General features: G+C 58.2%; 8 protein-coding genes. All 8 read left to right on the forward strand.

Going from position 1 to position 13,177, the window contains the following annotated elements; all coding sequences use genetic code 11:
• Positions 1-212: 212 nt before the first annotated feature.
• The 8 genes from L1F29_RS01725 (at position 213) to fahA (ending at position 13,174) form a co-directional block, all read left to right on the forward strand.
• Positions 213-1,139, forward strand: coding sequence for an ABC transporter permease (locus L1F29_RS01725; RefSeq protein WP_258386685.1), 927 nt, complete (start codon positions 213-215; stop codon positions 1,137-1,139).
• 15 nt (positions 1,140-1,154) lie between these two features.
• A complete protein-coding gene (locus tag L1F29_RS01730) occupies positions 1,155-2,054 on the forward strand; it encodes a carbohydrate ABC transporter permease (protein WP_258386686.1) in 900 nt (299 codons plus the stop codon).
• Positions 2,055-2,158: 104 nt separating this feature from the next.
• The gene (locus tag L1F29_RS01735) at positions 2,159-3,808 is read left to right on the forward strand and encodes an ABC transporter substrate-binding protein (protein WP_258386687.1); all 1,650 of its coding nucleotides are present in this window, start codon (positions 2,159-2,161) and stop codon (positions 3,806-3,808) included.
• An 86-nt stretch (positions 3,809-3,894) separates the two neighbouring features.
• Positions 3,895-6,201 carry a glycoside hydrolase family 3 N-terminal domain-containing protein gene (locus L1F29_RS01740; RefSeq protein WP_258386688.1) on the forward strand — a complete coding sequence of 769 codons (2,307 nt, stop codon included), beginning with the start codon at positions 3,895-3,897 and terminating at the stop codon, positions 6,199-6,201.
• 4 nt (positions 6,202-6,205) lie between these two features.
• A complete protein-coding gene (locus L1F29_RS01745) occupies positions 6,206-9,388 on the forward strand; it encodes an alpha-mannosidase (RefSeq protein WP_258386689.1) in 3,183 nt (1,060 codons plus the stop codon).
• A 436-nt stretch (positions 9,389-9,824) separates the two neighbouring features.
• Positions 9,825-10,931: a 4-hydroxyphenylpyruvate dioxygenase gene (gene hppD, locus L1F29_RS01750; RefSeq protein ID WP_258386690.1), complete on the forward strand. Its 1,107-nt coding sequence runs from the start codon at positions 9,825-9,827 to the stop codon at positions 10,929-10,931.
• Between the two features lie 16 nt (positions 10,932-10,947).
• Positions 10,948-11,901 carry a hypothetical protein gene (locus L1F29_RS01755; protein ID WP_258386691.1) on the forward strand — a complete coding sequence of 318 codons (954 nt, stop codon included), beginning with the start codon at positions 10,948-10,950 and terminating at the stop codon, positions 11,899-11,901.
• A gap of 4 nt (positions 11,902-11,905) precedes the next feature.
• A complete protein-coding gene (gene fahA, locus L1F29_RS01760) occupies positions 11,906-13,174 on the forward strand; it encodes a fumarylacetoacetase (protein ID WP_258386692.1) in 1,269 nt (422 codons plus the stop codon).
• Positions 13,175-13,177 lie beyond the last annotated feature (3 nt).

Raw genomic sequence — 13,177 nt, forward strand, 5'->3', positions numbered from 1 at the left:
GCGGCAGGGCTTTTTTTGGGCGGCGAAAAAGGTGAAGAACGGCGGGAATAATGCGAAAAACCCGCGTATTCGCTGCATTTGGCGCCCCTGAGGGAAAATCGTGAAATGCACGATTCTTACAAATTGCCGCCGGGTGCGGGAGAGCGGTAGAATCGCTTTACGACCAGGGCGGCATCGAATGGCCCCGGACAAATTCAACTTCACAAGGAGAGATGCGGGTGAACCGAGGCAACGGCAATCGTACCCTCATGAACGCAAAACGGCACTGGGAACTGTATCTCCTGGTTCTGCTCCCGGTCCTTTATTTGATTGTTTTCAAATACGTTCCGATGGTAGGCGTCCAAATCGCATTCAAAGACTTTAACGTCATTAAAGGGATCTGGGGCAGCCCCTGGGTCGGATTCAAGCATTTCGAGAACTTCTTTCATTCGCCGAATTTCTGGCTGCTCATCAAGAACACGATCGGCATCAGCCTGTACTCCCTGATCGCGGGCTTCCCCGTCCCGATTCTGCTCGCCCTGGCTCTCAACGAAGTGCGGACAGGCTTCTTCAAACGGTCGGTTCAAATGATCACGTACGCGCCCCACTTTATTTCAACCGTCGTCATGGTATCGATCATCGTTCTGATCCTGACGCCGCACGTCGGCATCGTGGACCGGCTGTTCACGTTTCTCGGCTTGCCGACGACCAACTTTCTCGGGGTGCCGGAATATTTCAAATCCATCTACGTCTGGTCCGGCGTCTGGCAGGAGCTCGGTTACGCCTCCATCATCTACATCGCCGCGCTGGCCGGCGTCGATCCTTCGCTCTACGAAGCGGCTCGCATGGACGGCGCGTCGCGGTTGAAGAAGATCATCCATATCGACCTTCCGGCGCTTGTTCCGATCACCATCATCATGCTCATCCTCAGCCTGGGCAGCGTGATGGGCGTCGGCTTCGAGAAAATCTATCTCATGCAAAATCCGCTCAACGCCAGCTCGTCGGAGGTCATCTCGACGTACGTGTACAAGGTCGGCTTGGTCGGCGCGAACTTCAGCTTCTCCGCCGCCGTCGGTTTGTTCAACTCGATGATTAACCTCGTGCTGCTGCTGAGCGTCAACTTCATCGCCCGCAGAGTTTCGCAGACGAGTCTATGGTAGGGAAGGGGGCAGACCATGTTTAGCAAAAACAAAATCAAAGAGCCGCTCGGCGACCGCATGCTGCTCATCGTGATCTACATCGCGCTCACGGCCGTAATGCTGGTTGTCCTGTACCCGCTGCTCTACATTTTCAGTTCGTCGCTCAGCTCGCCCAGCGCCATCGTATCGGGCAAAGTATGGCTGTTCCCGGTCGATTTCTCGATCAAGGCGTATGCATCGATCTTCCGCAGCACGCAGCTGATGATGGGCTACTACAACACGATCATTTATACCGTGGTCGGAACGCTCATCAATGTGGTATTCACGGTACTGCTGGCGTTTCCGCTCGCGCAGCGGACGTTCCCGGCCCGCAAGATCATCATGATCTTCATGATGATCACCCTGTTCTTCGACGGCGGACTCATTCCGACTTACCTGCTGGTCAAGAATCTGCATATGCTCGATACCCGGTGGGCGCTCTGGCTTCCCGGCGCGCTATCGATCTTCCAGGTCATCGTGGCCCGGACGTTCTTCCAAACCTCGATTCCGGAGGAGCTCGCGGAAGCGGCCCGCATGGACGGCTGCCGGGATTCGCGCTTCCTGGTGAGCATCGTGCTGCCGTTATCGAAGCCGATTCTCGCCGTCATGACGCTCATGTACGCGGTCGGCCATTGGAACGCCTACTTCGATGCGCTGATCTATCTGCGGTCGGAGAACCTGTTCCCCCTGCAGTACGTGCTCCGCAACGTGCTTCTGCTGAATGCGGCCGATCCGGAAATGCTGGCCAATACGGCGCAGAAGCTTCGCGACCAAGGCTTCGAGCAAGCGCTCAAATACGCGCTCATCGTCGTCGCTTGTATTCCGGTACTGATCATGTATCCGTTCGTGCAGAAGCACTTCGTCAAGGGCGTTATGATCGGTTCGCTGAAAGGCTGACAAGCAAACGGTGAAATTACGGTTGGAGGTGATTTCCAGCGATTAATGAACGACCGAACTTTTCGGATTTGCTACAATGGAGTCAATTAAAAGGAGGAGTCAGTTTGAAAAAGTCATTATGGCTTACGCTCGTCATCGCATTGGTCGCGAGCATGGTGCTTTCCGCATGCGGAAACAACGGCAACCAGGCGGCCGGCAATGGAACCGATAAAGAGACAACGGGCGGCGGGCAGTCGTCCGAGCCGGTTAAAGTGACGTTCTTCGCGCCGCAAGGCAAGGCGCCTTTGGAGGACAACTACTATACGAAGCTGGTCGAAGAGAAATTCAACGTCAAGATCAAGTGGGACCTCGCCCCGTCGGACGCGCTGAAGGACCGCCGGCAGCTGCTTCTGGCCAGCGGCGACTATCCTGAAGTGTTCCTGGAGGGCAAATTCACGAACACGGACCTGCTCACCTACGGCAAGCAAGGCGTCTTTATTCCGCTTAACGATTTGATTGACAAGCACGCCCCGAACATTAAGGCGATGATGGAGAAAAAGCCGTATTTCAAAGACGCCATTACCGCGCCGGACGGCAACATTTACGCGCTTCCGCGCTTGAACGAGTGCTATCATTGCACCTTCTCGCAGAAATTCTGGATCAACAAGGAATGGCTGGACAAGCTCGGCCTGAAGGTTCCGACGACGACGGACGAGCTGTACACCGTATTGAAGGCGTTCAAAGAGAAGGATCCGAACGGGAACGGCAAAGCCGACGAAATTCCGCTCACGGGCGCGCCGAATAAATCCGTCTGGAACGGCAACATCGACGCGTTCCTGATGAACGCCTTTGTTTATAACGACAACGACAAGTATCTGATGCTGAAGGACGGCAAAGTGGAATTCGCGGCCAACAAGCCGGAGTGGAAAGAAGGCCTCGCCTACATGGCCAAGCTGTACAAGGAAGGCTTGATCGACCAGGCGTCGTTCACCCAGAACGATCAGGCGGTCGGACAGCTCGGCAACCGCGAAGGCGACGAAATCGTAGGCTCCATCACGACGGCCCTGGTCAGCTACCTGGTCGACACGTACGATAAGGAGAAAACCCGGCACCGCCATTGGGTGATCGTGCCCCCGCTCAAAGGGCCTAGCGGCGTTCAGCTCGCGGGCGCGACGCAAGGGATCAGCGAATTCGCGATGGCGATCACGAACAAAGCGTCCGAGGAACAACAAATCGCCGCGATCAAAATCGCCGACTATGCGTTCGGCGAGGAAGGCGCGGTGCTCAGCGAATTCGGCATCGAGGGAAGTGGTTGGAAGAAGGCGGGCGCGGAAGACAAGAACATCGACGGCCAGCCTGCGAAGTACACCTACTATAACCTTCCGGAGCGGGATCCGAATGCGATCGTGAACGAAAGCTGGTCGCTGATGGGGCCGAAGGACTTGTCCAAGGAGTTCCGTGATCTGTTCGCGGCCGGACAGGATCCGCTCGCCGCGGAAGGCTACGATACGCGCCTGGCGCAGGCGACGAACGAGTACGCGCCGTACAGTCCGAAAGAAATTTACCCGACGGGCGTGTTCATCCGTCCGGAAGATACCGACGCGGCTTCCCAGTTGACGACGTCGATCAAGGATTACGTCATGACGAACATGGCCCAATTCATCATCGGCAACAAGGACATCGAGAAAGATTGGGACGCATACGTAAAAGGTTTCGACGGCTTGAATCTGACGAAGTACGTCGAGGTTTACCAGAACGCGATTCAAAAACAATAATCGGACGACCTTGCAGGAAGGAAGCGGTCCCCTGGGACTGCTTTCTTCCGTTTGCATAGGAAGACGAAAGCAGGAGCGTGACACGAATGACTTACCGCGACCCGTCGCTGCCCGCGGCGGAACGGGCCGAGCATCTGCTCGCGTTGATGACGACCGAAGAGAAAATCGGCCAATTGATCCAGCCGTTCGGTTGGAAGACGTACCGCAAGGAGAACGGCGCCATTGCGCTGGAAGAAGGATTCCGGCGGCAGGTGGAGAACGGGGGCGTCGGCTCCCTTTACGGCGTGCTGCGCGCCGACCCGTGGACGGAGGTCACGCTTGCGAACGGCCTGTCCCCCGAAGAAGGGGCGCGGGCGATCAACGAGATCCAGCGCTACGCCATTGAACGTTCGCGGCTCGGCATCCCGATCCTGTTCGGCGAGGAATGCTCGCACGGGCATATGGCAATCGGCGCGACCGTGTTTCCGGTTCCGCTGCTCGTCGGAAGCACGTGGAACGCGGAGCTGTTCGGGCGGATGTCCCGCGCGATCGCCGCGGAGACCCGCAGCCAGGGGGGAGCGGCGACCTATTCGCCGGTGCTCGACGTCGTCCGCGATCCCCGCTGGGGACGGACGGAGGAGTGCTTCGGCGAAGATCCGTTCCTGATCGGCGAATTCGCGGTCGCCGCCGTGGAAGGGCTGCAGGGGGAAAGCATCGACGGGGAGAATGCCGTCATTGCGACGCTGAAGCACTTCGCCGCTTACGGCAGCTCCGAAGGGGGGCGGAACGCGGGTCCCGTCCATATGGGGCTCCGCGAGCTGCACGAGAACGACCTGCTTCCGTTCCGCAAGGCGGTTCAGGCCGGCGCCGTGTCCGTCATGACGGCCTACAACGAAATCGATGGCGTTCCCTGCACGTCGAGCGACTACTTGCTGCGGCGGCTGCTCCGCGAGGAATGGGGCTTCGACGGGTTCGTGATCACGGACTGCGGCGCCATCAATATGCTCGCTTACGGCCACGACGTGGCGAAGGACGGCGAAGAAGCGGCCGTCATGTCGCTCCGGGCGGGCGTCGATATGGAGATGTCGGGCGAGATGTTCGCCAAATATTTGCCGGCCGCGCTGGCCGCCGGCGCTATCGCGGAAGCGGAGCTGGACGAGGCTGTCCGGCGCATTCTGACCGTCAAGTTCAGGCTCGGCCTGTTCGAGCGGCCTTACGTCGATCCGCAGCGGGCGGCGGAAATTATCGGCTGCGAGGAGCATGTCGAGCTCGCCCGGGAAGTTGCGAGCGAAGGGATCGTGCTGCTGAAGAACGAGGGGGCCACCCTGCCTCTGAGCAAAGAAACGCGGACAGTCGCCGTCATCGGACCGAACGCGAACCACATGTACAACCAGCTCGGCGACTACACGTCCCCGCAGCATCGCGAGCAGGTCGTCACGCTCCTGAATGGCATCCGCGGCAAGTTGGGCGGGGAGGCTTCCGCGGACCGGGTGCTGTACGCGCCGGGCTGCCGGATCAAAGGAGATTCCCGGGAAGGATTCGGGCTTGCGCTTGAATACGCCGAGCAAGCGGACGTCGTCGTGCTGGCGCTCGGCGGGTCGAGCGCGCGCGACTTCGGCGAGGGGACGATCGATCTGCGCACGGGCGCTTCCGTCGTCAGCGGGCATTCGTGGAGCGACATGGAATGCGGCGAAGGAATCGACCGCACGGACCTTCATCTGCTCGGCGTCCAATTGGAGCTGGCGCAGGAAATTCATAAGCTGGGCAAGACGATGGTCGTCGTGTACATCAACGGTCGTCCGATCGTGGAGCCGTGGATCGACGAGCACGCCCATGCGATCGTGGAAGCCTGGTACCCGGGGCAGGAAGGCGGCGGGGCGCTGGCGGACATTCTGTTCGGCGATATGAATCCTTCCGGACGACTGACCGTCTCGGTGCCGAAGCATGTCGGCCAGCTCCCGGTTTATTATAACGGCAAGCGAAGCCGCGGGAAGCGGTACTTGGAGACCGACAGCAAGCCGCAGTATCCGTTCGGCTTCGGATTAAGCTATACGTCGTTCGAATACGGCGGGCTGACCGTATCTCCGGATCGGATCGCGCCGGACGGGGAAGCCGTCGTCTCGGTCGACGTCACCAATACGGGCGCCGTTGCCGGCGCGGAAGTGGTACAGCTTTACGTATCCGACCGGGTCAGCTCCGTTACCCGGCCGGAGAAGGAGCTGAAGGGATTCCGCAAGATCGCGCTCGAGCCGGGCGAGAGGCGCACGGTCACGTTCACGATCGGAGCGGAGCAGCTGCAGCTGATCGACCGCGAACTGCGGCCGGTCGTCGAAGAAGGCGAGTTCCGCATCCTGGTGGGACGCCATTCCGAGGACACCGCCTGGGTGCCTCTATTTGTCGGGAACGAGGTGTGAGAAGATGGTTCGAATCATTCGCTTCATCAAACATTTATCGCATAAACAATGGCTCTCCGAGCTGCCGATCGGCGACTTTGCGATGCGCAAGGCGCGGTACGTGCTCCCCGGCGAGTACCAATACGAGACGGCTCGGGGAGAACGGGCGCCGAGCGAGGCGGGAGAGACGATTCAGCTGGACGCCAGGCACGGCGTCACTTATTTCCTGACCAAGCGGATCGACATTCCGCGGGAATGGGCGGGGTCCGGCGTCGGGTTGATCACGGAAGGCGGAGGCGAGGGGCTGCTGCGGGTGAACGGGGCGTCCTATCACGGCATCGACAATAACCATTCGTTCGTGCCGCTCGACCCGCTCAGGACCGGATTCGAGCCGCTGCTCGAGATCGAGCTCTACGACCCGATTCCCGAGCCGGTCGATCCCCTGAATAACCAGTCGACGATCCAACCGCCTATACGGAACCTGCGGATCAGGCTCGTCCGCGTCAACGGGCCGCTCCAGAGCTTGCTCTACAGCGTGGCGGCCGTGCACGAAGCGATGCTGCCGCTGCCCGAACACGACGTCAGGCGGTCCCGGATGAGCGCCGTCCTGCTCGAAACGATGGACGAGGTGGAGCGGAATCCGGAGACCCGGCTGAACGACGAGGAGTGGCTCGGTTCGCTGGAGACGAAGCTGGCTGACAGGGTCAAAGCGTTCATGCCGGCTGACCCTCGCGCGAACGGCTTGATGCACATGGTCGGCCAGTCGCATATCGACGTGGCGTGGCTGTGGCCCGTGCGGGAGACCGTCCGCAAGGTGAGCCGCACGTTCTCGACGACCCTAACCCTGATGGAGGAATACCCGGATTTCGTCTATTCCCAGAGCCAGCCGCTCTTATATGCCTTCGCGAAGGAACACGATCCGGACTTGTACGCGAAGATCAAAGTACGCGTCGCGGAAGGGCGCTGGGAGCTAGTCGGGGGCATGTGGGTGGAGCCGGACCTCAACATTCCGAGCGGCGAGTCCCTCGTGCGCCAAATCCTGTACGGGCAGCGCTTCTACCGCGAGGAGTTCGGAATGACTTCGCGGATCGAGTGGCTGCCGGATACGTTCGGCTACTGCGCTTCGCTTCCGCAGCTGCTCAAGCTGGCCGGCGTCGACTATTTCATGACGACGAAGCTGAACTGGAACGACACGAACCGTTTCCCGTACGATTTGTTCCGCTGGGTGGGGATCGACGGCACCTCCGTCGTTTCTTATCTTAACCACGGCCTGAACGAGCATACGAAGCCGCGCGACATCCGGGAGCATTGGGAGTCGTTCCGGCAGAAGGACAAGCTGGACGAGCAGATGCTGCTGTACGGGCATGGCGACGGAGGCGGAGGGGTAACCCGCGAGATGATCGAGTTCATCCGCCGGTCGCCGCTCATGCCGGATCTGCCGGCCGGCCGGTTCAGCACGGCTGCCGCGTTCTTCGCGGAAGCCGGGAAGGTCGCGGACACGCTGCCGCAGTGGCGCGGCGACTTGTATTTGGAGCTGCATCGGGGGACATACACCACGCACGCGCGCAATAAGCGCAGCAACCGGAAAGCGGAGGTCTTGTACCGGGAGGCCGAAGTATGGGAACGTCTGGCTTCCGGCACGGACGGACGCAACGCCTCTGGCCGCCAAGGCCGGGAGGCGCTCCTCGCAGGGTGGAAACTGATGCTGCTCAATCAGTTCCATGACATCATTCCGGGGACGGCGATTCCCGAGACGTACGAAACGTCCGCAAGCGAATATGAGCAAGTGTTTCGCCTTGGGGAGACGAGCCTGGGGCAGTCGCTTCAGGCGCTCGCCGCCCGGATCGCTACCGGCGGGACCCGCGCTCCCGGCGAAGGAACGCCTTACCTCGTATTCAACAGTCTCGGCTGGGAGCGGGACGAGACGGTTGCGATCGAATGGGACGAGGAGCTTGCCGGGGCGGAGGCTTACGATGACCGGGGAGAGCGCCTGCCATGCGATATCCGCCGCGATGAGAGGGGCCGGGGCCGGCATCTGATGATGGTTACGGTTCCGTCGATACCCGCTTTCGGCTACACGACGATATGGATCATGCCTGCCGCCGAATCGGTCCCTGCGCCCGCCGTTCGAATCATCCCGCCCGATGCATCCTTCGAGTGGGAGACCAAGCGTTACCGGCTGGAATTCAATCCGGAGGGAGAGATCGTGCGCTGGCTGGACAAGGCGGCCGGTCGCGAGCTGCTGCCGGCCGGGGCCAAGGCCAATGAACTGCAGCTTTTCCATGACAAGCCGCTTTCCTGGGACGCCTGGGACATCGATCCCCGGTTCGCCGAACAGCGGGCCGGCTCGATTCGGCCGGTGAAGAAAGAGATCGTCGCTTCCGGGAAGACCGCAGACGTGCTCCGGTTCCAATGGCGATTGAACGACTCTCTGATCAGCCAGGACATCGTTTTGCATCATGATCAGGCCCGCGTCGATTTCAACACCCGCGTGCAGTGGAACGAGTCGCATAAGCTGCTGAAGGTTGCCTTCCCCGTCGATATCGTATCCGATAAAGCGACCTACGAGATCCCGTTCGGCGCCCTGGAGCGGCCGGCCCATTCGAACACGAGTTGGGAGCAGGCGCAATACGAGGTGTGCGGCCACCGGTGGGCGGACGTCTCCGAAGGCGGCTACGGGATCAGCCTGCTGAACGATTGCAAATACGGCTACGATATCAAGGACGGCGTCATGCGCCTGTCGCTCTTGCGCGCGCCGAAATGGCCGGATCATACGGCTGATCAGGGCGAGCACGCTTTCACGTACGCGGTCTATCCGCACGAGGGGGGATGGCGCGAAGCGCACGTCGTCCGCCGCGCGGCCGAATTGAATCATCCCGCGACGGTCATCCGGGTCGATGAGGCGGCGGCCGCGGGAGACGCCCGCGGAGAGCTTCTGCCGCCCGTACGTTCCTTGCTGCGGCTGGATAGCCGCCACGTCGTTCTCGATACGGTCAAAGCGCCGGAGTCCGGCGAAGCCGGCACGATTCTCCGCTTCTACGAATCGTCCGGAGGCCGGGAATCGGTGTGCTTCCGCTTGCCGGAAGGCACCGCGAAGGCGTATGCGGTCAACCTGCTCGAGGACGAGCTGGAGCCGCTGGACGTGAACGACGGATTCATTCGCCTGGATTTCAGGCCTTTCGAGATCAAGTCCGTGAAATGCCTGTAATCGCCGGAACGACAAGCGGAGCCGCCTTCGAAAAGGCAGCTCCGCTTTGTTGGCCCAGGCCGTTTCATCTTCAGCCCGGTACATGACCTTCGCGATCGGTCCGCAAGAGGAGTGCTGCTCCATACGGCCAGTCCGCGCGAGATCGCGCCCGACCGAGAATGAATTCCCAAAGGCCGGATTTCTTTCGTTGATGAATTGTTATGTGCTGCTCTATACAGTATATTTTCGGCCGTCTTGCGAAGGCGCTTGCTGTGGAACGCTTATTAATAGGTAAACTTAGGAAAAACCCGCTCATTGAGCGGGTTTTTGCTTTTTTAATGACTCCAAATGCAGCCCAAAGCGAAAAAAGAGTCGATTCATGCATGCGATGCCGGACGCTTTTGCCGGATTGTCTGAATAGAATATACGAGGAATTCCATTCCAAGGGGGCTGCAGCATGAAAAAAGAGCTTCATGAGCCGGAGCGCGATTTCTTCCCGATCCAAGATTATGACTATGTTGAATATTATGTTGGAAATGCAAAGCAGACGAGTTATTTCCTCAGCAGAGCTTTCGGATTTCAAGTTGTCGCTTATGCAGGGCTGGAAACCGGACAGCGGGATAAAGTTTCCTATGTGATGGAACAGAGGAAGACCCGATTCGTCGTTACCGGTTCTCTTCGAGAAGATCATCCGATCAGCGATTTTGTGAAGAAGCATGGCGATGGGGCGAAAGACATTGCGCTTCGTGTGGAGGATGTTGAAAAGGCCTACATGGAGGCGGTTGCGAGAGGGGCTATCCCAATCCAGGAGCCTCAGGTTTTAACCGATGAGAACGGCACGCTGAAGAAAGCGATTATCGGAACTTATGGCGATACGGTCCATACGCTTGTTGAACGAAAAGATTATAACGGCGTGTTTATGCCTGGCTACAAGCCGGTCAATCATGCGGTGCCTGATGAGGATGCGGGTCTGATCGGGATCGATCATGTTGTCGGGAACGTGAACGAGATGGAAGAGTGGGTCGCCTACTATGAGACCGTCATGGGCTTTACGCAAATGATGCACTTCGACGATAAGGACATCAGCACGGAGTACTCGGCGCTCATGTCGAAAGTGATGCATAACGGCGGCAGGATCAAGTTTCCTCTCAACGAGCCTGCAACCGGCAAACGCAAATCGCAGATTGAAGAGTACCTGGATTACTATAATGGCGCGGGCGTTCAGCATGTTGCGATTCTGACGAACGATATTGTGGCCACGGTAAAAAAACTTCATGACAATGGCGTGCAATTCCTGAATACCCCTGATGCCTACTATGACGTGCTTTCCGAGCGGGTAGGCTCCATTGATGAAGATATCCAGAGGCTTCGCGAGAATAAAATACTGGTAGACCGCGATGAAGATGGCTATTTGCTGCAAATTTTCACCAAGCCTATCGTTGACCGTCCTACCCTCTTCTTTGAAATCATTCAACGCAAAGGATCTCGAGGATTCGGCGAAGGCAACTTCAAAGCTTTGTTTGAATCGATCGAAAGAGAACAAGCTCGCAGAGGCAATCTTTAACCGGGGAGGCGTTATGATGGATCCCAGCGTACGGTTTTTCATGGAGAGGCTCATCGATTACGCAGGGCTGTTCCCTCCGGCCGAGCTGCCCCTTGAAGCGGCTATCCAAAATTACAATCGATACGGCCATGATCAAGACAGCTGGATGTTAGGCCGATTCGTTGTTCCTGTCTCGCGCCTCGGTGAGTTGGCATCCTACAAGGCTATGTTCTCGGAAGATCATCCTTTGTTGCTGTCGATCGTCGGGAATCGAAGCCGCAGCAAGGAGGAATGTTCGGAGCTGCTGACTGGGAGTTTGGACCGGATTCAAACGTTCAGGAATCAATATCAAAAAGCGGTCGGGATCGATACGCTCGAATGGCCGCTGCCGCCGGTTCCGATTGGGGCTCATCTTCTGGATGCGATCGGAAGGGAGACATCTAAAGCCGGATTGCGGACATTCTGCGAACTGACGTATGCGCTAGATTCACGTTGGCAATCAAATCTGCTTGAGGCCCTTGATCATATCGCGGCGCACAACTCTGTCAGCGAGGCGAAGATTGGCATGAAGCTAAGAACTGGCGGCGTTACGGCCGATGCATATCCTGCTCCGTCCCAGATCGCGATTGTTCTGGAAGCATGCAGAGACAGAAATATCCCGATGAAATTTACGGCAGGACTGCATCATCCCGTCCGCATGTACCGTTATGAAGTGAACGCGAAGATGCATGGGTTTCTCAACGTCTTTTTTGCAGGAATGCTGGCTCACGCTCATAAGCTTGATAGTAAGAGCATTGCGGAAATTATTGAAGATGAGAATCCGGACAATTTCAACTTTACAGGCGAAGGCATACGCTGGAGGAGCCTTTCCATGACATCTGCGGAAATCCGGTCTTGTCGCAAAGCCGCTTTAAGCGCCTACGGGAGCTGCAGCTTCGACGAACCGCGCGATGAGATGCGGGAGCTTCATAAACTGGGTCAGAGGAGTTAATCATATGGCGCGTTCTTTTATTGAAGTGGAGCCGGATTCGCATTTTCCTATACAGAACCTGCCTTATGGCGTATTCCGTCCGCGCCAAGGCGGTCTTCCGCGTATCGGCGTTGCGATCGGGAATTATGTGCTGGATCTGGCGGCGTTAGATCGAGCGGGCTGCTTCGACAAGACGGCCGTGAGCGGCAAAGCCGTCTTTGCAAGGCCTTCGTTGAATGCGTTCATGGCTATGGGCCGTCCGGTCTGGAGCGAGCTTCGTTCAGCCATCGGGCGGCTGCTGGATGCGGAAGAACCGACTTTGCGGGATAACGAAAAGCTGCGGACCGCCGCGCTGCATCTTCAAAGCGAAGTCGAGATGCTGCTGCCGGCTGAGATTGGCGATTATACGGATTTCTACGCATCCAAAGCGCATGCAACCCATGTAGGCATCATGTTTCGCGGCAAGGAAAATGCGCTTATGCCGAATTGGCTCCATCTTCCTGTCGGTTATCACGGCAGAGCGAGCTCCGTTGTGATCAGCGGTACGGAAGTGCGTCGTCCGCATGGACAGATGAAGCCCCTTGATTCAGCCGTGCCTGTCTTCGGACCAAGCCGTCAGCTGGATTTCGAATTGGAGATGGGCTGGCTGATTGGAACCGGCAATGAACAAGGCATGCCCATTCCGATTGAAGAAGCCGAAGATCATATTTTTGGACTTGTGCTCGTCAATGACTGGAGCGCTCGGGATATCCAGGCTTGGGAGTACCAGCCGCTCGGCCCCTTTCTGGGTAAAAATTTCGCTACATCCCTATCGCCATGGGTCGTGCCTCTTGAAGCGCTTGCGCCGTTCCGCGTTCCTGCTCCGAAGCAGGAGCCGGATCCGCTGCCGTATTTGCGCCAGAAGAAATTGGGCTCCTTCGATATTCAATTGGAAGTTTATTTGCAAAGCGAAGACTTGGAGCGGCAGGAACGGATTGCGGCAAGCAACTACAGTAATTTGTATTGGACGATCGCGCAGCAAATCGCGCATCATACGGTGGGCGGCTGCAATCTGCAGCCTGGGGATTTGCTCGCTTCCGGAACGATTAGCGGTCCTGATAAGGAATCGCGGGGATGCATGCTGGAATTGACGTGGCGCGGTATGGAGCCGTTACGAATGAGCAATGGAGAGGAGCGGGTATGGCTGGCGGATGGAGACCGATTAACCATGACCGGCTGGTGCCAAGGCGACGGATACAAGGTCGGTTTCGGAGAGGTGACCGGGCGGGTATTGCCGGCACTCCGATTAACTTGAAGA

The organism is Paenibacillus spongiae, assembly GCF_024734895.1.
GTDB classification, from domain to species: Bacteria; Bacillota; Bacilli; order Paenibacillales; family Paenibacillaceae; genus Paenibacillus_Z; species Paenibacillus_Z spongiae.

What these genes read in the sequence shown, in the direction of transcription:
- L1F29_RS01740 (WP_258386688.1), top strand. Translation starts at nt 3,895, where the DNA reads ATGACTTACCGCGACCCGTCGCTGCCCGCGGCGGAACGGGCCGAGCAT.
- hppD (WP_258386690.1), top strand. Translation starts at nt 9,825, where the DNA reads ATGAAAAAAGAGCTTCATGAGCCGGAGCGCGATTTCTTCCCGATCCAA.
- fahA (WP_258386692.1), top strand. Translation starts at nt 11,906, where the DNA reads ATGGCGCGTTCTTTTATTGAAGTGGAGCCGGATTCGCATTTTCCTATA.
- L1F29_RS01745 (WP_258386689.1), top strand. Translation starts at nt 6,206, where the DNA reads ATGGTTCGAATCATTCGCTTCATCAAACATTTATCGCATAAACAATGG.
- L1F29_RS01725 (WP_258386685.1), top strand. Translation starts at nt 213, where the DNA reads ATGCGGGTGAACCGAGGCAACGGCAATCGTACCCTCATGAACGCAAAA.
- L1F29_RS01730 (WP_258386686.1), top strand. Translation starts at nt 1,155, where the DNA reads ATGTTTAGCAAAAACAAAATCAAAGAGCCGCTCGGCGACCGCATGCTG.
- L1F29_RS01755 (WP_258386691.1), top strand. Translation starts at nt 10,948, where the DNA reads ATGGATCCCAGCGTACGGTTTTTCATGGAGAGGCTCATCGATTACGCA.